This window comes from Pseudomonas sp. UBA4194 (assembly GCF_002379585.1).
Lineage (GTDB): Bacteria > Pseudomonadota > Gammaproteobacteria > Pseudomonadales > Pseudomonadaceae > Aquipseudomonas.
Genome location: NZ_DFUE01000040.1, coordinates 67728 through 91124, shown reverse-complemented (window position 1 = coordinate 91124; position 23397 = coordinate 67728). Strand labels below are relative to the sequence as shown.

General features: G+C 63.5%; 20 protein-coding genes and 1 pseudogene. 12 read left to right on the top strand and 9 right to left on the bottom strand.

From position 1 onward, the window contains the following. Window positions 1-1093, bottom strand: a pseudogene (locus B3397_RS10820) (mechanosensitive ion channel protein); the annotation flags it as partial. Between the two features lie 173 nt (window positions 1094-1266). Here B3397_RS10820 and B3397_RS10815 point away from each other — a divergent pair. The 3 genes from B3397_RS10815 to B3397_RS10805 all read left to right on the top strand — a co-directional run bounded on the left by B3397_RS10815 (window position 1267) and on the right by B3397_RS10805 (window position 3675). Continuing rightward, the gene (locus B3397_RS10815) at window positions 1267-2418 is read left to right on the top strand and encodes an MFS transporter (protein WP_296249874.1); all 1152 of its coding nucleotides are present in this window, start codon (window positions 1267-1269) and stop codon (window positions 2416-2418) included. A 51-nt stretch (window positions 2419-2469) separates the two neighbouring features. After that, window positions 2470-2961 (top strand): GFA family protein, encoded by a 492-nt coding sequence (locus tag B3397_RS10810; protein WP_296249872.1) that lies wholly within the window; start codon window positions 2470-2472, stop codon window positions 2959-2961. Window positions 2962-3396: 435 nt separating this feature from the next. Beyond that, window positions 3397-3675: a DUF1652 domain-containing protein gene (locus B3397_RS10805; protein ID WP_296249871.1), complete on the top strand. Its 279-nt coding sequence runs from the start codon at window positions 3397-3399 to the stop codon at window positions 3673-3675. Between the two features lie 25 nt (window positions 3676-3700). Here B3397_RS10805 and B3397_RS10800 read toward each other — a convergent pair whose 3' ends face one another. Further along, window positions 3701-4627 (bottom strand): LysR family transcriptional regulator, encoded by a 927-nt coding sequence (locus B3397_RS10800; RefSeq protein WP_296249870.1) that lies wholly within the window; start codon window positions 4625-4627, stop codon window positions 3701-3703. Between the two features lie 252 nt (window positions 4628-4879). Here B3397_RS10800 and B3397_RS10795 point away from each other — a divergent pair, with 252 nt between their 5' ends. The 6 genes from B3397_RS10795 to B3397_RS10770 all read left to right on the top strand — a co-directional run bounded on the left by B3397_RS10795 (window position 4880) and on the right by B3397_RS10770 (window position 12190). After that, the gene (locus B3397_RS10795) at window positions 4880-6178 is read left to right on the top strand and encodes an MFS transporter (protein WP_296249869.1); all 1299 of its coding nucleotides are present in this window, start codon (window positions 4880-4882) and stop codon (window positions 6176-6178) included. A gap of 33 nt (window positions 6179-6211) precedes the next feature. Further along, window positions 6212-7396, top strand: coding sequence for an L-rhamnonate dehydratase (gene rhmD, locus B3397_RS10790; protein ID WP_296249868.1), 1185 nt, complete (start codon window positions 6212-6214; stop codon window positions 7394-7396). A 25-nt stretch (window positions 7397-7421) separates the two neighbouring features. Further along, on the top strand, window positions 7422-8222 hold the full coding sequence (locus tag B3397_RS10785; protein WP_296249867.1) for an HpcH/HpaI aldolase/citrate lyase family protein: 801 nt from the start codon (window positions 7422-7424) through the stop codon (window positions 8220-8222). A 37-nt stretch (window positions 8223-8259) separates the two neighbouring features. After that, complete coding sequence (aldA, locus tag B3397_RS10780) at window positions 8260-9693, top strand: aldehyde dehydrogenase (RefSeq protein ID WP_296249865.1); 1434 nt, start codon at window positions 8260-8262, stop codon at window positions 9691-9693. 399 nt (window positions 9694-10092) lie between these two features. Continuing rightward, complete coding sequence (locus B3397_RS10775) at window positions 10093-11154, top strand: glycosyltransferase family 4 protein (protein WP_296249863.1); 1062 nt, start codon at window positions 10093-10095, stop codon at window positions 11152-11154. After that, window positions 11147-12190 carry a hypothetical protein gene (locus B3397_RS10770; RefSeq protein WP_296249861.1) on the top strand — a complete coding sequence of 348 codons (1044 nt, stop codon included), beginning with the start codon at window positions 11147-11149 and terminating at the stop codon, window positions 12188-12190. Before B3397_RS10775 ends, B3397_RS10770 begins: the two co-directional genes overlap by 8 nt. Window positions 12191-12289: 99 nt before the next feature. On the opposite strand, the gene B3397_RS10765 is transcribed toward B3397_RS10770, so the two are convergent. From B3397_RS10765 to eat, 5 genes are all read right to left on the bottom strand, one after another. Then, window positions 12290-13618 (bottom strand): putative bifunctional diguanylate cyclase/phosphodiesterase, encoded by a 1329-nt coding sequence (locus B3397_RS10765; protein WP_296249860.1) that lies wholly within the window; start codon window positions 13616-13618, stop codon window positions 12290-12292. 189 nt (window positions 13619-13807) lie between these two features. After that, window positions 13808-15433, bottom strand: coding sequence for a methyl-accepting chemotaxis protein (locus B3397_RS10760; RefSeq protein ID WP_296249878.1), 1626 nt, complete (start codon window positions 15431-15433; stop codon window positions 13808-13810). Between the two features lie 119 nt (window positions 15434-15552). Continuing rightward, window positions 15553-16359 carry an ethanolamine ammonia-lyase subunit EutC gene (eutC, locus tag B3397_RS10755; RefSeq protein WP_296249859.1) on the bottom strand — a complete coding sequence of 269 codons (807 nt, stop codon included), beginning with the start codon at window positions 16357-16359 and terminating at the stop codon, window positions 15553-15555. 33 nt (window positions 16360-16392) lie between these two features. Then, entirely contained in the window at window positions 16393-17784 is a 1392-nt protein-coding gene (locus B3397_RS10750) for an ethanolamine ammonia-lyase subunit EutB (RefSeq protein WP_296249857.1), read from the bottom strand. Between the two features lie 13 nt (window positions 17785-17797). Continuing rightward, window positions 17798-19156 (bottom strand): ethanolamine permease, encoded by a 1359-nt coding sequence (gene eat, locus B3397_RS10745; protein WP_296249856.1) that lies wholly within the window; start codon window positions 19154-19156, stop codon window positions 17798-17800. 674 nt (window positions 19157-19830) lie between these two features. On the opposite strand from eat, the gene qhpR reads away from it, so the two are divergent. Then, window positions 19831-20877: an AraC-like transcriptional regulator QhpR gene (qhpR, locus tag B3397_RS10740; RefSeq protein ID WP_296249854.1), complete on the top strand. Its 1047-nt coding sequence runs from the start codon at window positions 19831-19833 to the stop codon at window positions 20875-20877. Between the two features lie 122 nt (window positions 20878-20999). Then, complete coding sequence (locus tag B3397_RS10735; RefSeq protein ID WP_296249876.1) at window positions 21000-21470, top strand: LEA type 2 family protein; 471 nt, start codon at window positions 21000-21002, stop codon at window positions 21468-21470. A gap of 14 nt (window positions 21471-21484) precedes the next feature. Here the strand turns inward: B3397_RS10735 and B3397_RS10730 are convergent, their stop codons facing one another. Beyond that, complete coding sequence (locus tag B3397_RS10730; protein WP_296249853.1) at window positions 21485-21739, bottom strand: hypothetical protein; 255 nt, start codon at window positions 21737-21739, stop codon at window positions 21485-21487. 158 nt (window positions 21740-21897) lie between these two features. Here B3397_RS10730 and B3397_RS10725 point away from each other — a divergent pair, with 158 nt between their 5' ends. Next, window positions 21898-22218, top strand: a complete 321-nt coding sequence (locus B3397_RS10725) for a DUF883 family protein (protein ID WP_296249851.1) — start codon at window positions 21898-21900, stop codon at window positions 22216-22218. A 136-nt stretch (window positions 22219-22354) separates the two neighbouring features. Here the strand turns inward: B3397_RS10725 and B3397_RS10720 are convergent, their stop codons facing one another. Next, entirely contained in the window at window positions 22355-23383 is a 1029-nt protein-coding gene (locus tag B3397_RS10720) for an Ldh family oxidoreductase (RefSeq protein ID WP_296249847.1), read from the bottom strand. Window positions 23384-23397: the final 14 nt, after the last annotated feature.

Below are 23397 nucleotides of genomic sequence, written 5' to 3'. Positions count from 1 at the left end.
TATAAGGGCGCAACTGCGGAGCAGGTACCCCCTGCGCAGGTTTGACCAGATGCTGCATGACTGTACTGAGAAACACCGTACCGATCAGCAGAATGGTGGTCAGCAAAGCACTCTGCAACGCCTTCTGGCTTTCTTCACCCGCTCCGATCAAATGCACGGCCGACACCAGGATCATCAGCAGAATGGGCAGGTACCACACCCCTGAGAAAATCCGCAGCGATTCCTGCACTGCCCGGTGCTGTGTGCGCTGGTGCAGGGAGCGATTGCGAATCAGATGGGCGACCGGGCGGCGCATGCGCACCACCAGTACCGCGAACGACAGCGTGGCAAGCAGGCCAGCGACCACCGCCAGGCTGGCGGTGATATTGGTGCCGAACTGGCGCGCAATCTGCGGGCTGGTCAAGGCATCGCTCAAGGCCGCGAGGAAACCGATCATGAACAACGGACGAGGCGCATAGCGACGCAGCACCGTCACGGCGGCACGCTTGTGGTCGCTGTCGAAGAGGGTGATCACGCACATGATCACCGACGTCGAAAACACCCCGCTGCTGGTGGCGTAAGCCAGGCACAGCGCCAACGCCCGGGCAATGGACGGGTCGAGAAAATGGCTGGCATACAGCGTCACCGGCAAGCTGATCAAGGCAGGCGCGGTAAAGGGCAACATATAGCCGAGCAAGTTGTGAAGACGCGGCCGCTCCCGGACGAAGCGCCGCTGGCCTGCCCGGCCAACGATGAAACGCCCCAGAAAGTGCAGGCACAGGAACACACTCATCCAACAGGCACTCAACACGGCAAAGTCGGCGGCCAGACTCAGCCCCGAGCGCGAGTGCTTGTCGATCAGCCGGCCGACTTCGTCGGCGGCGCGATCGGTGCGCAGCCGCCAAGTGTCGAGAATGTGGTCATCGAGGTTGAGTTGATCCTGCACATCATCGATGCCGGAAGTGATCGCGCCGAGCAGTCCACCCTGCACCAATGCCTCCGGTTCGGGGTCGGTGGCCGGAGCATCGGTGGCGGGCGGATCGGCGGCGTAGAGGTTCAGGCTAAGGAGCAGAGACAGCAACAACAGGGTGAATTTTGCCGGGGAACTGAACACAATGCGGGTCGCTCTATTGGTCGGTACACCTCTGACTGATCGATTTTTGCCAGGCAAGTTCGTCTCCTTGACGGATTGGTCGGCAGGTTTCACCTTCGTACCACTGACAGTGACGTCACCGCGCCGCCGTAGTGTCCACGGTATCGCGCTCCCCCACCTCAAGGCTTTGCACCATGTCTTCCAGCAGCACCTACGCCACTTCATTACCGGGTAAACGCGAGCAATATTCCACGCGTATCGCTTTCTTCATTGCCGGCTTCGCCATGTCTGCCTGGGCACCCCTGGTGCCGCTGGCCAAGGCCCGCGCCAACCTCAGCGACGGCTCCCTGGGCTTGTTGCTGCTGGGCCTGGGCGCGGGCTCGATTCTGGCCATGCCTCTGGCAGGCTACCTGTGCGCACGCTTCGGTTGCCGGCGGGTGATCACCGTGTCGGGACTGTTGATCTGCCTGGTGTTGCCCCTGTTGGCCAGCGCCGCGACGTTACCCTGGCTGATCGCTGGCGTACTGTTGTTCGGCGCCGGCATGGGCGGCATCGACTGCGCCATGAACATCCAGGCAGTGCTGGTGGAAAAGGCCAGCGAGCGACCGATGATGTCCGGCTTCCACGGCCTGTTCAGTGTCGGCGGTATTCTGGGCGCGGCGGGCATGACGGCGTTGCTGGCACTAGGGCTGTCGCCGTTGCAGGCGGTGCTGTGCGTGGTCGCCATCACCCTGGCTGCCGTCATCAAGGCAGCGCCCCATTTGCTGCCTTATGGCAATGAAAAGGACGGCCCGCTGTTCGCAGTCCCTCATGGCGTTGTGCTGTTTCTGGGCGTGCTGTGTTTCATCGTGTTCCTCACCGAGGGCGCGATGCTGGATTGGAGCGGCGTGTTCCTGGTGTCCGAACGGGGGCTGGATTCGGCCTACGCCGGAATGGGTTATGCCGCCTTCGCCACGGCCATGACCATCGGCCGCTTGACCGGCGACCGCATCGTGGCGCGCATGGGCGGAGCCCGTGTGACCATCCTCGGTGGGGTGTGCGCCGCGGTGGGACTGGCCATTTCCCTGGTGGTACCTCACTGGTCCGCAGCGCTGATCGGCTATGCCCTGGTGGGCGCCGGATGTTCGAACATCGTACCGGTATTGTTCACCGCAGTAGGCCGACAGACCACCATGCCCCAGAGCGCGGCAATCCCGGCCATGACCTCGCTGGGTTATGCGGGGATTCTGGTGGGGCCGGCGTTCATCGGTTTCGTCGCCCATGCCAGTGCGCTGTCGGTGGCGCTGGCGGTACTGATCGTGCTGCTGTTGTTCGTCGCCGCCAGCGGGCGGTTTCTTCGAAACTGAACGGCAGGCACTACGGTCTACGCTGAACATTCCACTCACCGGAGATCAGCCATGCACCTGGAAGGTTCCTGCCATTGCGGCGCGGTCAAGTTCAGCCTCGACAGCGCCCACCCCTACCCCTATCAACGCTGCTACTGCTCGATTTGCCGCAAGACTCAGGGTGGCGGCGGCTATGCGATCAATCTGGGCGGCGATGCCAAAAGCCTGAAAGTGACGGGGCGCAAGAATATCTCCATCTACCACGCGATGATGCGGGACGAAGGCGCCAGCCGCCGCCACGCCAGCAGCGCAGAGCGGCATTTTTGTCACGTGTGCGCCAGCGCGCTGTGGCTGTACGACCCGACTTGGCCGGAGCTGATTCATCCGTTCGCCAGTGCCATCGACACCCCGCTACCCGTCCCGCCGGAACACACTCACTTGCTGCTCGATTCCAAGGCTGAGTGGGTGGAGGTACAGGTTGCCAAAGGCGATAAGCAGTTTCAGCAGTATCCCGAGGAGTCCATTGCGCAGTGGCATGAGCGGTTGGGGCTGGTCAGGGATTGATCGGAGAGGTGGGGTGTCGTTGCGGGCCTCATCGCGGGTAGAACCCGCTCCCACAGGGGGTGTCGGGGAGTGATCGGAGAGGTGTGGTGGTGTTGCGGGCGTCATCGCGGGTAGAACCCGCTCCCACAAGCGGGTGTCGGGGATTGATCGGAGAGGTGGGGTGTCGTTGCGGGCCTCATCGCGGGTAGAACCCGCTCCCACAGGAGGGGGGGGTGCGCGGGGTCGGGTTTCTGGGCTTTAGGGGATGAATCGATAAAGCGAATAGTGGAGAAATCGCTTTGTTATGAAATTATTCTCGTAACGATGACTTGCATCAAAAGTCTGGATGAAAGTTCGATAAAGAATAAAATAAACGCACAAATGTCACGACCCCGGTGCTACTTTTACAGCTCATTGGGGCGCTCTGTCGGGCGCCTCCCTACCGGCGGTTGCAGTGTGCAAAAGGTGGGCGGCATGAACAAAATGACTTTCCCCAATGCATGCCAGGTCATGCGCTGGCACTTCCACCCCATGGGGTTCGAAGGCAGCATGGACGCGCCCAGTAGCATGGTCGCGCGGCTGTTCGATCGTAGCTCCGGGGAAACCCTGATTGCCATCGCCGGCCTGCCCTGCGCTTCGGTCATGAACGCTGCCGATGTGGAACGCATCATCGAAGCTGTGGAAGCAGAACTCGAATCGTTCATTCCGCCCCAGTCGCTCAAGGCGTCAGCCTGAACCCCCCTGCCTGCTTCATTCAGCGCTATAAAGTCGCCGCTCGCGACTTGAGCATGCCGATGAACGTGTCCAGTTCACGACTGACCGGTTCACCTCGACGCTGCAGCAAACCGTAGGGCTCCATGGTTTCCTGCAGGTCGACAGGCAAGGCCGTCACCAATCCCATCCTCAGGTAGTCCCGCAGTGCGGTTTCCGACAGCACCATGATCGCGTCGGTCAGCTGGATAAGCTGCTGCATCGAATACACCGAACCGCACTCGATGATATCCGCCGGTGCCGACAGCCCTTGCCGCGCCAATGCCTGATTGAGGGCGATGCGAGCCGGACTGGTTTCAGGCTGGAGGATCCACGGCCAGTCATCCACCAACTCGGCCAAGGACAGCTCCGGGCGATCGGCCAGGGGGTGGCCCCGATGTACCACGAGCAGCAGTCGCTCGTTGCCCAGTTCCTCGAACTGGTAGTGCTGGCTGTCGGTGTTGGCGCTGCGTCGGCAAATGGCCAGATCGATGCGGCCTTGCTCCAGTTGCTGGATCACCTGGTCGCTGGTGTCCCCGGTGATGCGGATACGCAATTGCGGGTGTCGCCGTTTGATCTCGGCGATGGAGTCCATCACCAGGCCCGGCGCGGCGCCCATGATGGTGCCGATTGCCAGATAGCCGTAGCCACCCAGACGCCGCGCAGCCAGGTCCTCGGCGCAGCGGTCGAGGCCGCTCAGCGCGTTCTCGGCAAAGCGCACCAGCTCTCGGCCCAGGGCGGTGGGCCGCATGCCGCGGGGCAAGCGCTCGAACAGCTCACAGCCGAACATGTCCTCGATTTCGTGGAGCATGCGCGTGGCCGCGGGCTGGGACATGTTGAGGGTCTGGGAAGCACGGTGCAGGTTCTCGCTGCTGCCCAGGGCGACCAGCATGTGCAGGTGTTTGTAGCGCAGGCGGTTGAACAGTGGAGTAGTCATGGGGTGTCCAGTTATATGTCAGGTCACAGCGCCCGGTCGGCAGCAGCCACCACCAACCCCCTGTAGGAGCGGCGTCCAGCCGCGAAAAGCCCCACCGCCGCATCGATACCCTCAAGGTATCACTCCTAAGCCAAATTCGATTTGTAGCGCATACCGCCCTGGCCATACAGTCGCTGCACAACAAAAACCGCCGAAGGCTTCGCATTCCGACGGCATCCACGCAGTGCATATAAATCCAAAAGGACTACTGCCGTGAAGACTCTCCCCGCGCCCCTGCTCGCCAAGGTTTCCTGGCGTCTGCTGCCTTTCCTGCTGTTGATGTACATCATGGCCTTCCTCGACCGCGCCAACGTCGGCTTCGCCAAACAGGCTTTCCAGGCCGACACCGGCATCAGTGACACCGCCTTCGCCTTCGGCGCCGGGGTGTTCTTCGCCGGCTACGCACTGCTGGAAGTACCCAGCAACCTCATCCTGCACCGGGTCGGCGCCAAGCTCTGGATGTGCCGCATCATGGTCACCTGGGGGCTGGTCTCGGCCGCGATGATGTTCGCCCACAACGAAACCACCTTCTATGTCCTGCGCTTTCTGCTGGGCGTGGCCGAGGCGGGTTTCTTCCCTGGCGTCATCCTCTACCTCACTTACTGGTTTCCCAATGCCTCGCGCGGCAAGGCCATGGGTTTCTTTTACTTCGGTGCGCCGCTGGCCTTCATCTTCGGCAGCCCACTGTCCGGTCTGCTGCTGGAAATGGACGGCCTGCTGGGCGCCCATGGCTGGCAATGGCTGTTCGCCGTGGAGGGCCTGATGGCTACCGCCGTAGGCATCTGGGCCTACTTCTACCTGGACAATCGTCCCGCCGATGCCAAGTGGCTCAGCGCCGACGAGCGTCAGCAACTGCAGCAGGTGCTGGATGAAGAAGACAGCGGCAAACAGTCCCATGGGCGTCTGCTCAAGGTGCTCTGCCAGCCGGCAGTGCTGTACCTGTGCCTGATTTACCTGCTGATCCAGGCCAGCGTCTACGGGGTGGTGTTCTACCTGCCCAGCCAGGTTGCCGGACTGTTGGGCACCAAGGTCGGCTTGCTGGTCGGTGTGGTCAGCGCCATTCCCTGGCTGTGCGCCCTGTTCGCCGCCTGGAAAGTGCCGGCGCTGGCAGATCGTACTGGGCAACGACGCCGCGTGGCGGCGGCGACCCTGGTGGTGTCGGGCCTGGGCATCGCCGCCTCGGTGACGTTTGCCAACCCACTGCTGGGCATCATCGCACTGTGCTTTGCAGCCTCGGGCTTCATTTCCGTGCAGCCGGTGTTCTGGACTTTCCCTACCGGTTTTCTGGCGGGCAGCACCGCCGCTGCCGCCATTGCCCTGATCAATTCGTTCGGCGCGCTGGGCGGCTTCATTGCGCCGATCCTGAAGAACTGGGCCGAAGGCGCCTTCCATTCGCCGGCTGCCGGCCTTTACCTGTTGGCGTGCACCACGTTCATTGCCGCCGCGCTGGTGCTGGGGATTCAAGCGCCCAGACAGGCCGCGCCGCAAAACCGCGCGACCTACCAACATTGATTGCCAACTTCCGCTGATTGCCTGGAGACCCCCATGAGTATTCCCACCATCAAACACGTGCGCGCCTTCACCCTGCGGGGCGGCGGCGCCGACTATCACGACCAGGGCGACGGCCACTGGATCGACGATCACATCGCCACGCCCATGAGCAAGTACCCGGAATACCGCCAGAGCCGGCGCAGCTTCGGCATCAATGTGCTGGGTACGCTGGTGGTGGAAATCGAAGACAGCGAAGGCAATGTCGGTTTTGCCGTGACCACCGGTGGCGAACCTGCCGCCTACATCGTCGAGAAGCATCTGGCACGCTTCGTCGAAGGCGCTCGGGTGACTGACATCGAAAAGATCTGGGACCAGATGTACCTGTCTTCCCAGTACTACGGACGCAAGGGCCTGGTCATCAACACCCTCTCGGGCATCGACCTGGCGCTGTGGGACCTGCTCGGCAAAGTCCGTCAGGAGCCGGTGCACCAGTTGCTCGGCGGCGCGGTACGCGACGAGCTGCAATTCTATGCCACCGGTGCCCGACCGGACCTGGCCAAGGAAATGGGCTTCATTGGTGGCAAGCTGCCCCTGCACCATGGCCCGGCCGAAGGCGAGGAAGGCTTGCGCAAGAACCTGGAAGAACTGGCCACCATGCGTGAACGGGTTGGCGAAGATTTCTGGCTGATGCTCGATTGCTGGATGAGCCTGGACCTGAACTATGCGACCCGCCTGGCCAACGGCGCACAGCAGTTCGGTTTGAAATGGATCGAAGAAGCGCTGTCACCCGATGACTACTGGGGCTACGCCGCCCTGCGCAAGGCTGTGCCCAGCGGCATGCTGGTGACCACCGGCGAGCACGAGGCCACGCGCTGGGGCTTTCGCATGCTGCTGGAGATGGGTTGCTGCGACATTATCCAGCCAGACGTCGGCTGGTGTGGCGGCCTCACCGAGCTGCTGAAGATCTCCGCCCTGGCCGATGCCCACAATGCACTGGTCATCCCCCACGGATCTTCCGTCTACAGTTATCACTTCGTCGCGACGCGCACCAACAGTCCGTTCGCCGAATTTCTGATGATGGCGCCCAAGGCGGACGAAGTGGTGCCGATGTTCCACCCGCAACTGCTGGGCGAGCCAGTGCCCGAGCGCGGTCGCATGCGTCTGTCGCGGCTCGACCAGCCTGGCTTCGGGGTCACCCTGAACCCCGAGTGCCAGCTGCACCGCCCGTATACCCACTGATCGATCGCCGCCAAAAGGATTCCCTATGCAACTGCCCATCAACCCGTTCAAGGCCGCCCTTGGCCAAGGCCAGCCGCAATATGGCATCTGGGCGGGCTTCGCCACCGGCTACGCCGCCGAAATCGTCGCCGGTTTCGGCTACGACTGGATGCTGATCGATGGCGAGCATGCGCCCAATACCGTGCCCAGCATTCTGGCCCAGCTGCAGGCTGTGGCACCCTACGCCACCGCGCCCGTGGTACGGGCTGTCACCGGCGATACGGTGCTGATCAAGCAACTGCTGGACGTTGGCGTGCAGACGCTGATGGTGCCGATGGTGGAATCCGCCGAACAGGCCCGCGAGCTGGTGCGGGCAATGCGTTACCCGCCCCAGGGGGTGCGTGGTGTAGGCGGTGGGCTGACCCGCGCGACTCGCTGGGATGGCGTGCCTGACTATCTGCAGCACGCCCAGGAACAGCTGTGCCTGATCGTGCAGGTGGAGTCCCGCGCCGGCGTCGAGAATGTCGAGGCCATCGCCGCCGTCGAAGGTGTCGACGCGGTGTTCATCGGCCCTGCCGACCTGTCCACCGGCATGGGCTATGCGGGCAACCCTTCGCACCCCGAGGTGCAAAAGCAGATCCGCCACGCGGTGGACGCCACGCTGGCCGCCGGCAAGATCTGCGGCATTCTCGCCCCCCAGGAAGAGGACGCCCGGCGCTACCAGCAATGGGGTTGCCAGTTCATCGCCGTGGGCATCGATATCAGCCTGTTGCGTCAGGCCGCCTTGCAGAACCTGGCACGCTACCGCGAACCCGAAAACGTCGCCGCACCGTCGCGAACCTATTGAGCCGCTCACCAACGACTAGAACAACAGGAGCTCCGCCATGCCGTCCGTACCCACTTACCAGAACTACATCAACGGCCAGTTCACCCAGGCTCGGGAGCATTTCGATGTGCTCAACCCGGCCACCGGCGCCGTGCTGTCCAAGGTGCCTGCCGCCGATGACAGCGCCGTCGACGACGCCCTGCACGCCGCCCGGCAGGCGCAGAAAGACTGGGCCCGCAAGCCGGCCATCGAACGCGCCGGCCATCTGCGACGCATTGCCAGCAAGTTGCGTGAGAACGTCGCCCACCTGGCGCGCACCATTACCCTGGAGCAGGGCAAGATCAGCGCCCTGGCCGAGGTGGAAGTCAACTTCACCGCCGACTACCTGGACTACATGGCCGAATGGGCGCGCCGCATCGAAGGCGAGATCATCACCAGTGACCGTCCGGGCGAGAATATCTTTCTGTTTCGCAAGCCGCTGGGCGTGGTGGCCGGCATCCTGCCCTGGAATTTTCCGTTCTTTCTCATCGCCCGCAAGATGGCTCCGGCGTTGATCACCGGCAACACCATCGTGATCAAGCCCAGTGAGGAAACGCCGAACAACTGCTTCGAGTTCGCCCGTCTGGTGGCCGAAACCGACTTGCCGCCGGGCGTGTTCAACGTGGTGTGCGGTGACGGTCGCGTCGGCGCGGCTCTGAGTGCGCACCGTCAGGTGGACATGATCAGCTTTACCGGCAGCGTGGAAACCGGCTCGCGGATCATGACCGCCGCCGCCGCGAATATCACCAAGCTGAACCTCGAGCTGGGGGGCAAGGCGCCCGCCATTGTGTTGGCCGACGCCAATCTGGACGTGGCGATCAAGGCCATCCGTGATTCGCGCATCATCAACACCGGACAGGTCTGCAACTGTGCCGAGCGGGTGTATGTGGAGCGGTCCGTGGCTGACCAGTTCATCGAGCGCATCGCCGCCTCCATGGCCGCCACCCGCTACGGTGACCCGCTGGCCGACAACTCGGTGGAAATGGGCCCGCTGATCAATCGCCAGGGCCTGGACAGCGTCGCGGCCAAGGTGCGCACTGCCGTCAGCGCCGGGGCCAGCCTGGTGACCGGAGGCGAGGTGGCGGATCGGCCCAGCGGGTTTCATTATCAACCTACCGTACTGGCCGGCTGTACCGCCGACATGGAGATCATGCGCAAGGAGATCTTCGGCCCGGTCCTGCCGATCCAGGTGGTCGACGGTCTGGACGAAGCCATCGCCCTGGCCAACGACTGCGAGTACGGGCTGACCTCGTCGATCTATACCCAGGACCTGGGCAAGGCGATGCAGGCCATGCGCGAAATTGACTTTGGCGAGACCTACATCAACCGGGAGAACTTCGAAGCCATGCAAGGGTTTCATGCCGGCGTGCGCAAATCCGGGATCGGCGGGGCGGATGGCAAGCATGGGTTGTATGAGTACACCCATAGCCATGTGGTGTATTTGCAGGGGTGAGGTTGGGTGGGGTTGGCTGGAAATCGGCTGTGGATGGTCCCCTCACCCCAGCCCTCTCCCTGAGGGAGAGGGAGCTAAAAGCGGATCGCGTATATCCGCAACACCCACCTACGGCTCCCTCTCCCCTAGGGAGGTTGGGTGGGGTTGGCTGGAAATCGGCTGTGGATGGTCCCCTCACCCCAGCCCTCTCCCTAGGGGAGAGGGGGCTAAAAGCGGATCGCGTATATCCGCAACACCCACGTACGGCTCCCTCTCCCTCAGGGAGAGGGCTGGGGTGAGGGGGCCATTCCCCACAAATACCACCCCCCTGCTCCCTCCCACCTGACACCCCGCAACAACTATGCAACCATTCCCCGCCCCAAGCCTCAAACCTGCATCTGCCCAAGGAATGCCCCTGCGATGCCCTCCCCCAGCCCGTTGCGCATTGGTGTGCTTACCCACATCAAGCACCCCGTTCGCCAGCCTTTTGCCGGCGGCCTCGAAGCCTTTACCCATGACGTGACCGCCGGCCTGATAGCCCGCGGGCACGACGTCACGCTGTTCGCCAGCTCCGGCAGCGACCCCGCATTGAACATCGTGCCCATGTGGGACGACAGCAACTACAAGGATGGCCGCCGCACCTGCCTTAGTTCCGAGTACATCGAAGAGCACCACGCGTACCTGAAGGTCATGCAGGGCATCGATGACCGTGGCCTGGATGTGATTTTCAACAACAGCCTGCACTACGTGCCCGCTACCATGGCCTCGATGATCCGCACCCCCATGCTCACGGTGTTGCACACCCCGCCCTTTTTCGAATTGATCAATGCCTACAGTGGCGACCGCCGCGCTGGCCATTTTGCGACCATCTCTGCAGCCAATGCCAGGCAGTGGCAGGCCTTGCTGCCCGAGTGCGAGGTCATCCCCAACGGCATCGACCTGCAGACCTGGACGCCACGCGATGCACCGGGCGAGCATGCCATCTGGTTCGGTCGGCTGGTGCCCGACAAGGGCGCGCACCTGGCCATGGATGCGGCGAAGTTGGCGGGCATCCCCTTGCGCCTTGCCGGACAAGCCGTGGATCAGGGCTATTTCAACGAACACATCAAACCGCGTCTGAGCGACCAATGCCGCTATCTGGGGCATCTCTCACGGGATGAGCTGGCCACCGAACTCGCCAGTGCCTGCGTGGCGTTGGTGACCCCGCGCTGGGAAGAGCCTTTCGGCCTGGTGGTCGCTGAAGCGCTGGCGTGCGGCACCCCCGTGGCAGCATTCGCCCGCGGCGCGATTGCCGACCTGCTGACTGAGGCCACCGGCGCATTGGCGGGCCCGGACGACGTCGACGGGTTGGCCCAGGCCATCCGCCTGGCACGGCGCAAGTCGCGTCTGGCCTGTCGCCTGCACGCCGAAACCCACTGGGGCCAGGCGACCATGCTGGATCGCTACGAGTCGCTGTTGCATCGGGTGGCGGGCCGTGGCTGAACGACCGCAACTGGGCTATTACGTGCATCATCACGGTGCCGGACATGCCATGCGCGCGCTGGCCATCGCTCGCCACTTGAACTGCGACGTGACCCTGATCGGCTCCCAATTGCCCGACGTGCCGATGCCGGCCAATGTGCGCACGCTGCCGTTGCCGGGGGACACCGCGCCGGGAATGAACGTGGAGAGCTTTGCCACCCTGCACTACGCGCCGCTGGCGGTAGCCGGGTTGCGCGAGCGCATGGGCTTGCTGGCGGATTGGATGCGCCAGGCCTGGCCCTGTGTGCTGGTGGTCGATGTCTCGGTGGAGGTGGCCATGCTCGCGCGGCTGTTCGGCGTGCCGTGCGTGTACATGCGCCAGCACGGCCTGCGCTGCGACCCGGCCCACCTGCAAGCCTATGCCTCGGCGTCGATGCTGCTGGCACCCTACCCCGCCCCCATGGAAGCCAGCGATACCCCCGCGTGGATGATCGACAAAACCTGCCACAGCGGCTGGATTTCACGTTTCGCCACACACGCCGGCGGCGCCAGCTGCGAACGGCAGGGCCGCGTGCTGGTGCTGGTCGGTCAGGGCGGCACTGCTTTCAGCACCGTAGCACTGGCCGAGATCGCCCTGGCCTGCCCCGGATTCGATTTTCGGGTAGCCGGCCCACTCACTCGAACTGCGGCGCCGCTGCCCGCCAACCTGCAACTGCTGGGCCGGCTGCCTGATCCGCTGGAACAACTGCTGGAGGCCGAGATCGTGGTCGGCAGCGCCGGCGACAACGTGCTGGCAGAGGTGGCCAGCCTGGGCAAGCGATACATCGCCATCGCCGAAAATCGGCCGTTCGATGAGCAGGTCATACAGGCGCAGCAATTGACTCGGCTGGGTGTGGCCATTGGCCTGCCGGCCATGCCTGACGCCGCGCTATGGCCCGAATTGTTGCAGGCGGCGCGAGCGTTGCCTGGGGAGGATGGATGGCGGGCATTGGTGGATGGCGAGGCTGCAATGGCGGCAGCGGGGGCTATCGAGACGGTGTTTGGACGGGCTTTTTGAGTCGGCGGGTTTGACGTCTTCGCGGCTAGGACGCCGCTCCTACAGGGGCACCGCGATCCCTGTAGGAGCGGCGTACAGCCGCGAAGGCTTCAGCCCCGCTCACACCTTGCGCAGCGGAAACCGCGAAGCACAACTCCAGCCCACGAACTCCTGCTCCTGCATGGGGCGGGCGAAGTAGAAGCCTTGAGCTTCGTCACAGCCCAGGGCGCGAATCAACTGCATGCACTTGAACGTCTCCACACCCTCGGCCACGGTGCGATAACCCAACTCGCGCGCCAACTGCAGCACCGAACGCACAATCGTCTGGTGGCGTGAATTGCTTTCCATGTCGGTGATCATCGACTTGTCCAGCTTCACCACGTTGGCCGGTATCTCGTGCAGGTAGGAGAAGTTGCTGTAGCCGGTACCGAAGTCATCGATGGCCACGTCCACGCCCAACTGCCGGATGCCCGCCAACTGCCCCAATACTCGCGGGTTGGAGCGCAGCCATTCGCCTTCGGTGATCTCCACTTCCAGGCGGTTTGGGTCGATACGGTGCTTCAGGCAGGCCTGATGGATCACGGCGGTGATGTCATGGCCGTCGAAATCCTGTGGCGACAGGTTCAGCGACAGCTTGGTCAAGGTCGCCACCGGCCACTGGGCCAGCATGGCCAGCGCCGAATCGATGACCCACCGAGTGACGCCGTGAATCAATCCGTTCTTCTCCAGCACCGGAATGAACTCGTCCGGAGACACCGGGCCAAGGCGTGGATGGTCCCAGCGCAGCAGCGCCTCGGCACTGACCTGGTCGCCTTCGGGCAAGGCGAAGCGCGGCTGGAACACCAGCCGTAGCTGGCCACTGCTCATGGCCATATTGACGTCGGAAGCCAGGTTGAAGGCGCGGCGATAGGCGCTGTCGCGAACCGGGTCGTACCAGGCCCAGACGCGTCCGTCCTGTACGGCCAGCTCTGCGGCATACATGGCCTGGCGCAGGACATCGCCCGCGCTTTCCACGGTGGTGCGAAAGGGCGTGATGCCCGCACGCACGGTGGGCCTGACCGGTATGCCCTCGATCACGCTGGGACAGCGCAAGGCGCGGATCAAGGTGTCCAGGTAAGCGTCCAGGTCCAGATAATCGCCATCCATCACGAAGGCAAAACGCTTCACGCCAATGTGATAGATGATGGCTTGACCAGCCAGCAACCGCACCAGCCGGCCGGCAATGCAGCGCATCAGGCTTTCGAATGGACTCAGGCCCATGGCCAGGGTCATGTCGTGGGCCCAGGCGGTGTCCACCGCATCGATCATCACCAGGTAGCGGCGCTCGTCGGGGCATTGCCACAGCAGCTCGTCCAGATCCGCCAGAAACTGCGCTCGATCAGGCACTCCACTGGCCTGATTGACCGGCGCCAGCGGGGCTCTCGCAGCATACAAGGTGGGATCGGGCATGAACCATTCCTGCTGATGACAGGCTCGTGCTTCCTGCGAGAGACCAAGGGCGTTCAACGATGGTGGCAAAATAACATTGTGCCCACCTGCTGCCAAGCCCTCTACCCCCGCATTGCGCTGTCTAAAGGGCACGAATATCGAGCAGTGGCACGGCGGCGCCGGATTCGCGAGAAAACGTGCGCCACTCGGCTACGCGCTCAGGCGGTCAGTCACATCGTTCAGTTGCGCCGACAGGTCGTGCAACCGAGTACTGGCAGCCTCTGTGCGCTTGACGTTGTCCTGGTTGTTGCTGGCGATCGTGGTGATGTCGGTCAGGTTACGCGCGATGTCTTCAGCCACGGCAGTCTGCTCCTCTGCGGCGGTGGCGATCTGGCGGTTCATGTCGCGAATCGCCTCTACCGCGCCGGTGATGCGTTGCAGCACTTCGCCGGTGCGGGTCACCTGGTGCACGCTTTCCTCACTGCGTGCCTGACCGCTGTGGATAGCCCGCGCCGCATCGGTGGCACCGAGCTGGACAGCATCGATGATCTGGTTGATTTCACTGATCGATGACGCGGTGCGCTGGGCCAAGCTGCGCACCTCGTCTGCCACTACTGCAAAGCCGCGGCCGGCCTCACCGGCACGTGCAGCCTCGATGGCCGCGTTGAGTGCCAGCAGGTTGGTTTGCTCGGCGATTCCACGGATCACCTCGAGCACCTTACCCACGCGCCCGCTGTCGGTTTCCAGACGACGGATAACCTCGGCGGTCGTGCTGATTTCGCCACGCATGTCGGTAATGGTCGCAATGGTCGCGCGCATGGCATCACCGCCCTGATGCGCCGATTCGTCTGCCTCATCGGCGGCGCGCGCTGCTTCACCGGCGTGGCGAGCTACCTCCATGGCCGTGGCAGACATCTCGCTCATCGCCGTGGCGACCTGGTCGGTACGCTCGAACTGATCCTGGGTGCCCTGGGACATTTGCCGGGCTATCTGATGCAACTCGCTGCTGGCCCCATCCAGCTCCGATGCGTTGCGTTTGAGGCGGCTGAACGTTTCCGCCAGGAAGTCACGCAAGGTGTTGGCGGCCACCGCCAGGCGGCCCAGCTCGTCCTGACGGTCACTTTGCACACGCTGCTGCAACTGGCCACGGCTGAGATCGGCAACGTAGTCGATGAGTTGGCTGATCGGTGCGACCAGGTACCGGCTGACCAGCCACACACTGACAACGCCAATCGCCAGGCCCGACAGCAACATCACCAGCAGCCCGATCCAGACGGTCTGCTCGGCGGCCGCACTGATTGCAGTCGCTTGCGCCGTGCCTTGCTCGCGGATCTGGGTGACCAGCGCACTCATGCGCTCGCTTGTGGCCCGGTCCACGCCTTTGACCGAAGTGTCACCGGCAAGCGGGTCGGCACCCGCGGCCACGAAGGCATCGCGGCCTTTCTCGTAGGCGCTGCCCAATGCGCGGTGATCATTGGCCAGTTGCGTCAGGCTGCTGCGCAACGTCTCGTCAGTGCTGGGCAAGGCAATCAGCTTGGCCAGAATCGTCTGTACGTCACGCTGGCGATCCTGGAACTGGCCCCAGTACTTGTTCAGCTCAGCTGGCTGCTTACCGCGCAGCAGCACGTTCTTCCACTCCTGGACCTGAATCTTGAATTGCAGGTTGGCTTCATCGATCAATTGGGAGGTCTGCAGCGGCCCCTGGACCAGTTGACGGTACTGCTGAACACCATTGGAGAGGAAATGAAAGCTGGCCAGGGCGATCAGCAGCATGGCCAGCAAGCTCGCGCCGATCAAGGCGAGCATTTGCGCCTTCAGGGATTTGCTCAGGAACATCATCGGGTACTCGGCAGAAAAAGCGCGCCAGGCGCGAAGCAGGCCAGGGTGTTCAAACAGAGCATCGGCCAAGTCTCCGATATCTTGAGTGCCTGCGCGCCGCAGGCAGCGAGTGTTGGCTACACCAGGAAATTCCCCGGCCGCACGCTGGAGTCCCCGTCCAGCACCGGCACCTGCGCTTCATCCTTCAAGCTGACACCGGACAACTGGCGTCGCCAGGCCTCGCGCATCAGGTAGAGCAGCTTGTGTGCGGCAGTGGCATAGCTGAGGCCTTCGAGACGCACGTTGGAAATGCAGTTGCGCGCAGCATCGTTCAAGCCCACCCGCGGCGCATAGGTGAAATACAGGCCAAGGCTGTCGGGGGAGCTCAGACCGGGGCGCTCGCCGATGAGCATCAAGGCCATGCGTGCACCCAGCAATTGCGCGACTTCGTCGGCCACCGCCACCCGCCCCTGCTCCACCAGACACACCGGCGCCAGGCTCCAGCCCTCGGCCGTGGCAAGCGCTTCGATGCGTTGCAGCATCGGCGGCGCGTGGCGGTGCACGGCCAGCGCCGACAGCCCGTCGGCGACCACGACCACAAGATCGAACCCTGCAGCGTGGTGGCCGGCATAGTCACGCAGCTGCTCTACCGAGGCTGCGTCCAGCCGGCGCCCCAGATCCGGACGCTGCAGGTACGTGTGCCGGTCGGCCGCGGCGCTGTGCAACTTCAGACTCTGCTCACACTGCGCGGCCAGGCCGGCGCTGTCGAACGCCAGGTGCACCGCATCGCGGGCCTGGGCATGAGCGTACTGGAAGTCCAGTTGCGCGGCGCTGGGCAGGCTGGTGCCCGCCCGCCCCAGGGCAATGCGGGCTGGGGTAAGGTCACGCAGCTGGCGCCAGGGATCGGGTTGGCTGGTGCTTGGGGGCTGTTCGTTGTCGTTCATGGCTGTCCTTTGGTGTCGACGGCGCCCAGGCGCCTACTTCAGCTGGGCCAGTGCTTTGCGAAACAGCGGCGGCACACCACTGCCGAGCCGCAGCTGGCCATCACCCTGCTGCAGAATATCCATGCGCGCCAACCACGCTTCGAATTCCGGCGCGGGGCGCAGGCCAAGGGTCTTGCGCGCGTACAGGGCATCGTGGAAAGAGGTGGTCTGGTAATTGAGCATGACATCGTCGGAGCCGGGGATGCCCATGATGAAATTGATGCCGGCCACCCCGAGCAGGGTCAACAGCATGTCCATGTCATCCTGATCGGCTTCGGCGTGATTGGTGTAGCAGATATCGCAGCCCATGGGCACGCCCATCAGCTTGCCGCAGAAGTGGTCTTCCAACCCCGCGCGGATGATCTGCTTGCCGTTGTACAGGTATTCCGGACCAATGAACCCAACCACGGTGTTCACCAGAAACGGATCGAAGTGGCGCGCCACTGCGTAGGCGCGGGCTTCGCAGGTCTGCTGGTCAACGCCGTGGTGGGCGTCGGCGGACAGCGCACTGCCTTGTCCGGTCTCGAAGTACATGAGGTTGTTGCCCAGGGTACCGCGGTTCAGACTCAAGCCCGCTTCGTAACCTTCGCGAAGCACCGACAGGCTGATGCCGAAGCTGCTGTTGGCCGCTTCGGTGCCGGCGATCGACTGGAACACCAGGTCCAGAGGAATGCCGCGCTCTACCGCCGCCACCGATGAGGTCACGTGGGTCAGGACGCAGGACTGGGTGGGTATCTGGTAATGACTGATGACGCCATCGAGCATCTTCAGCAACTCGCTGATGGCACTGAGGCTGTCCGAGGCTGGGTTGATGCCGATCATGGCATCGCCGTTGCCGTACAGCAGACCGTCGAGCACGCTGGCGGCGATGCCCGCCGGGTCGTCGGTGGGATGATTGGGTTGCAGGCGCGTGGACATGCGTCCGCGCAAGCCCACCGTGTTGCGAAAGCGCGTCACTACGCGGATCTTCTGGGCGACCAGGACCAGGTCCTGCACGCGCATGATCTTGGAGACCGCCGCCGCCATTTCCGGGGTCACGCCTGGGCCCAGCGCGCGCAGGCTGGCCTCGGTCGCCTGATCACCCAGCAGCCAGTCGCGAAAGCCGCCCACGGTCAGGTGGCTGACCGGGGCGAAGGCCGCGGCGTCGTGGCGGTCGACGATCAACCGGGTCACTTCATCGCTTTCATAGGGGATCAAGGCTTCGTCGAGAAAACGCTTGAGCGGCACATCGGCCAGCGCCATTTGCGCCGCGGCGCGTTCGGCGTCGGTGTCTGCGGCGATCTGGGCGAGAAAATCGCCGGAACGCGCCGGACTGGCCTTGGCCATCAGCTGCTTGAGGCTGTCGAAGCGCCAGGTTTGCCCGGCGACGCTGTGCACGAAGCTCATGAGCCGTTCTCCTTCATTCGTTGACCAGTGCCGTGGCCGCCGGAGCACGACTGCGCACCAGCATGCAGAACAGCGAACCGATGACCATCAGGCCGATGAATATGCCGCAGATCAGCGCGTTGAACCAGACCATGGCCACCAGGCAGACCAGCGCCAGCACCAGGGCAATGGCGGGTACGAGCGGATACCCGGGAGCACGGAAGGTACGTTCCAGGTCAGGCTCGCTGCGGCGTAGCTTGAACAGGCTGAGCATGCTCATGATGTACATGACGATGGCGCCGAACACGGCCATGGTGATCATGGCTGCGGTGAGGCTCATGCCCTGCAGATTGACCAGGCCGTCGCTGAAGATCGCCGCGATGCCGACCACGCCGCCCGCCAGGATCGCGCGGTGCGGGGTCTGGAAGCGCGACAGCTTGGCCAGGCTGCTGGGCAGAAAGCCGGCGCGCGCCAGGGCAAAGAACTGCCGCGAGTAACCGAGGATGATGCCGTGGAAGCTGGCGACCAGGCCGAACAGGCCGATCCATACCAGCATGTGCATCCAGTTGGAGTTTTCGCCGACCACGCCTTTCATGGCCTGAGGCAGAGGGTCGTTGATGTTGGACAAGGCCCGCCAGTCACCCACGCCCCCGGCGAAGATCATCACGCTGATGGCCAGTGTGACCAGCGTCAGGATGCCGGCGATATAGGCACGGGGAATGGTGCGCTTGGGGTCTTTGGCCTCTTCGGCGGCCATCGCCGCCCCCTCGATGGCAAGGAAGAACCAGATCGCGAAGGGAATGGCTGCGAACATGCCGCTCAGGGCGCCCAGGCTGAAATTGTCGGCACCCGACCAACCGCCCAGGGCGAAATTGCTGAAACTGAAGGCCGGCGCGACCACGCCCATGAACACCAGCAGTTCGAGTACGGCAAGGATGGTCACCACCAGTTCGAAGGTGGCGGCGATGCTGACGCCAACGATGTTCAGTGTCATGAACACGGCATAGGCGCCGACTGCCGCCCATTTCGGGTCGAGACCCGGATACTGGACGTTGAGGTACGCGCCGATGGCCATGGCGATGGCGGGCGGCGCGAAGACGAATTCGATCAGCGTGGCCAACCCGGCAATCATCCCGCCCGTGGCGCCGAAGGCGCGCAGGCTGTAGGCGAATGGGCCGCCGGCGTTGGGGATGGCGGTGGTCAGTTCGGTGAAGCTGAAAATGAAGCAGGTGTACATCACCGCCACCATCAGGGTGGTACACAGAAAGCCCAGGGTACCCGCAGTGCCCCAGCCGTAGCTCCAGCCGAAATATTCACCGGAAATCACCAGGCCAACGGCGATCCCCCACAGGTGCAAGGTGCCCAAGGTGGGTTTGAGTTGCGAAACGGTCATGGGGTGTGCCCTCGAAGACGGATCGGCGAAAAGGTGCCTGGCTGGCAGGATAACCATAGCTTCCCGGGCAAGACTTGACCGCACCGCACGAGAATAGTCGTTTGCGGTCAAGTTTGAAGCCCGTGCGCAAATCCGGGGCAAACCGCCCACCAACGCCCCAGATCGGATCAGTGTTGAAGCGGGATGGTGGCCATGCGGTCGCCGGTAGATCCAAGGCCTGCGGTGGCCGGAAGGGCCAATCGCGGGTAGAACCCGCTCCCACAGGGTGGGGGGGTGGTGGTTTTGCAGCATACTTGTGGGAGCGGGCTCTGCCCGTGATGGCGGTGGTGGGATCACCGGTGGATGCGAGGGTTGCAGTGGCTGGCAGGGCCAATCGCGGGTAGAACCCGCTCCCACAGGGTGGGGGGGGTGGTGGTTTTGCAGCATACTTGTGGGAGCGGGCTCTGCCCGCGATGGCGGTGGTGGGATCGCCGGTGGATCGGGGGGTTGCAGTGGCTGGTAGGGCCAATCGCGGGTAGAACCCGCTCCCACAGGGGGGGGGTGGTGGTTTTACGGCATTCTTGTGGGAGCGGGCTCTGCCCGCGATGGGGGTGGTGGGATCGCCGGGGGACGTGAAGGAGGAACATTATTTGCTTGAAATATTTTCATACATCCCTGTACGGTGCCCTGCCCTCATGTCCCAAGCCCTCTTGCAACCCTTCACACGCAGCAACCATCAAGGGGTGTTATCGGCGGCAGCCAGCGGGTTGGACAGTTTCATCACCCGGCACGGCGGGGATCTGGACAGGGTGTTCGGCCATGCCGGCATCGATCCCGAACAACTGTTGCACCCTACCCTGAGCCTGGCCCTGCCCAACTATTGCCAGGTTCTGGAGGAAGCTGCCCGGCAAACCGGCTGTGACAACTTCGGGTTGCGCTATGGCCAGCAGTTTCAACCCAAGGCCCTCGGGTTGCTGGGCTACGTGGGCCTGTGCTCGGCCACACTGGAAGAAGCCCTGGCCAATTTCGCCCAAGCCTTTCCCTATCACCAGCACAGCACCCTCATCCGTCTGGTCGATCAAGGCGAGTGCTACAGCTTCGACTACCTGGTGCAGCACGGCGCCATCGGCAAGCGCCGCCAGGATGCCGAGCTGACCATGGGCATGGCGATGAACCTGGTCCGTCATGTCCTGGGTGATCACTGGGCACCGCGCGCCGTGGCCTTCGAGCACGCAAGGCCTCAGGACTGGCAGGAACATCGCGACGTTTTCCAGGCCGACGTGAGCTTCGCCCAGCCGTTCAATTCGATCCTGATCCCCAAGCATGAAATTGTCGGCAAACCCATGCCCGGCAGCGATCCGATGCTGTTGATGGTGGTCAAGGATGCCATCCGCCAATTGGGCGATAAAGGCCGTACCGGCGATGATCTGCTGACCCAGGCCCGCCACGCGATCAGCACCACCCTGCACCTGGCCGAGCCGTCACTTGAGCGCCTCGCCCGCACCTTGCAACTGCCTCAGTGGATGATCCAGCGCAAGCTTCGCGAACACGGTGTGACCTTCACCCAACTGCTCGACCAGATTCGTCAGGAGATGGCGCTGCGACACCTGCGCCAGCAGGATTTGAGTGTGTCCGAGCTGGCCCCGCTGCTGGGCTACTCGGAAACGAGCGCATTCTCTCGCGCATTTCGCCGCTGGTTCGGCGTCAGCCCTCGTCAATGGCGCAGTGCCTCCAATCACTGAGCCACGCACTGCCCGAGAATGAAACCGCAGGTCCCTGTCGTGGTCGCACACAATGCCCCCGACGCTCAGCTCCGATGGCCGAGCGCAATGCACACGACCCGACCCAGCGAGATGCCGCCACCATGCCCCGTGCCCTGCGCCACTGTATCGCCGCCTTTGTGTTCATCAGCCTGAGCGCCTGTGCGCTGTTTCCTCAGCGTGATCCGGTGACCATCAACCTGGTGGGCATCGAGCCTTTGCCCGCGCAAGAGTTGGAGATTCGTTTCGCTGTAAAACTGAGGGTGCAGAATCCGAACGACAGCGCCATTGAATACAGCGGCGTGGCACTCAACCTGGAGGTCAACGGCCAGCCCTTAGCGGCGGGCGTGAGTAACCAGGGCGGTCGGATCGAGGGGTTTTCGGAGGGGCTGCTGGTGGTACCGGTCAGCGTCTCGGCCTTTTCGGCGCTGCGTCAGGCAGTGGGCCTGAGCGCCACTCAGAGCCTGGAGGGCTTGCCCTATGAACTGCGCGGCAAGCTGGCCGGCGGTTTGCTGGGCACCGTACGCTTCAGTGACACCGGCAAGCTGAGCCTGCCGGCGGCTACCGGGTATTGAACCGCCCTGCCATTTCAGCGGGCAGCGGCCATCAGCTTGTTCACTTCAGCCCGTACCATGTTGGCGTATTCGGGCGGTGACATGCCGTCCAGTTCCGTGCGCACCCATTCTGCCCATTTGCCCTTGCGCTTGGCTTTTTCGCCTATCAGCCGAGCCGCATCGGCCTTGGCCTTGCCCAGATTGCTCTGCCACAGCTCATAGAGACGGGCCTTCTCGTCCTCGATCATGGCGCGTTCGGCGAGGGAGCGGTTGGCGAGGTTGAAGCTCATTGCACAGGTACCTGTCACTGGAAAAAACAGCCGCCATCTTACACCGCCCAACATGAAACATTGTAGGACCGAGGGCGACGGAGCCTGGCAGGCTGCAACTTTCTTACGGCCCAGGACTCAACTGATTACTGCCTTAAATACACACCAGGAGTAGTGAAATGGCCCGTAAGACCGCCGCGCAAGCGGCCGAAGACCAAATCAAGGACCAGGCCTTCAGTGAGCTGCAAGCCCTGATCGAAGAATCGGAAAAGCTGCTCAAGAGCAGCGCGTCGCTGGTGGGTGAGGAAGCCGACACCCTGCGCGAGCAGGTCAGCCAGAAGCTCAAGCAAGCCGCTGACTCGGTCGGTGGTGTACGCAAGCGTGCGCAGCCTGTGGTGGATGCCACTGAGACGTACATCGGCGGCCACCCATGGCAGACCGTTGCACTGTCGGCAGGCTTCGGCCTGGTGGTGGGGCTGCTGATCGGTCGCCGTAACTGATCAGGCGATACTGGATCGGGTGACGACGCGGGCCTCTGCAGGCCCGCCTCCCCCAGTGCGGCTCAGGTGTATTCAGCGACACGCCTGAGCCGCCTTGATCACACGGCTTCACCCCCTTGAAACACACTTATCTCATCTATACCGCCGCCAACGCTCTGAGCTTTGCAAGCTCCTCGGCAGGCATAGCGATGCCTTCACTCTGCGCCTTTGCCCGCTGCCGATAGCGACGATCGCCCGACAGCCGCGTCTGACCTGCTTCATACATGCGCTCCACCAATTCGCGACTGCGTTTGGCGAAGTCCTGTCCCTGACGCTGGCTCGGATCGATGACGATGATCAGTTGCCCGGTCCAAGGCGTTTGTGCCCCCGGATGCTTCTTCCAGTCGAACTCGAAAGAGAAATGACCGCCTGTCAACGCCGCCGACAGCAGTTCGACCATCATCGACAATGCCGACCCCTTGTGCCCGCCGAACGGCAGCAGTGCTCCGCCGTCCAGAACCGCCTTGGGATCGAGGGTCGGCTGGCCATGGCGGTCCACACCGCTACCCGCCGGCAGGGTCTGGCCAGTGCGCGCAGCGATCTGCACATCCCCGTGCGCCAGCGCGCTGGTGGCCATGTCGAACACCAGCGCCGGTTGACCGGCACACGGCGCCGCGAAGGCGATGGGGTTGGTGCCGAACAACGGCTTGCTGCCCCCATGGGGCACCACACAGGTCATGCTGTTGACCACGCTCAGGGCTACCAACCCTTCGTTGGCGAACGGCTCGACATCGGGCCATAGCGCGGCGAAGTGATGGGAATTACGGATGGCCAGCACGGCAATACCCGCGTCGCGCGCCTTGCCGACCAGCAGGTCTCGCGCCGCCGCCAGAGCCGGCTGGGCAAAACCACCGGCGGCATCGACGGCGACATAGCCGCTGGCCACGTCTTCGACCACCGGCACTGCCTTGCCGTCCACCCAGCCACTGGCCAGCGTCGACAGGTAGCCCGGTATGCGAAAGGTGCCATGGCTATGGGCGCCATCCTGCTGCGCCGTAGCGCAATTGTCGGCAAGGATGCGGGCGACCTCTGGCGAGGTACCGTGGCGCAGGAAGATCTCGCGCAGCAACTGCACAAGGTCGACGAAGGAGATGGATTCGGTTTCGACAGCGTGTGGCGCGGACATCGGCGGCTACCTTA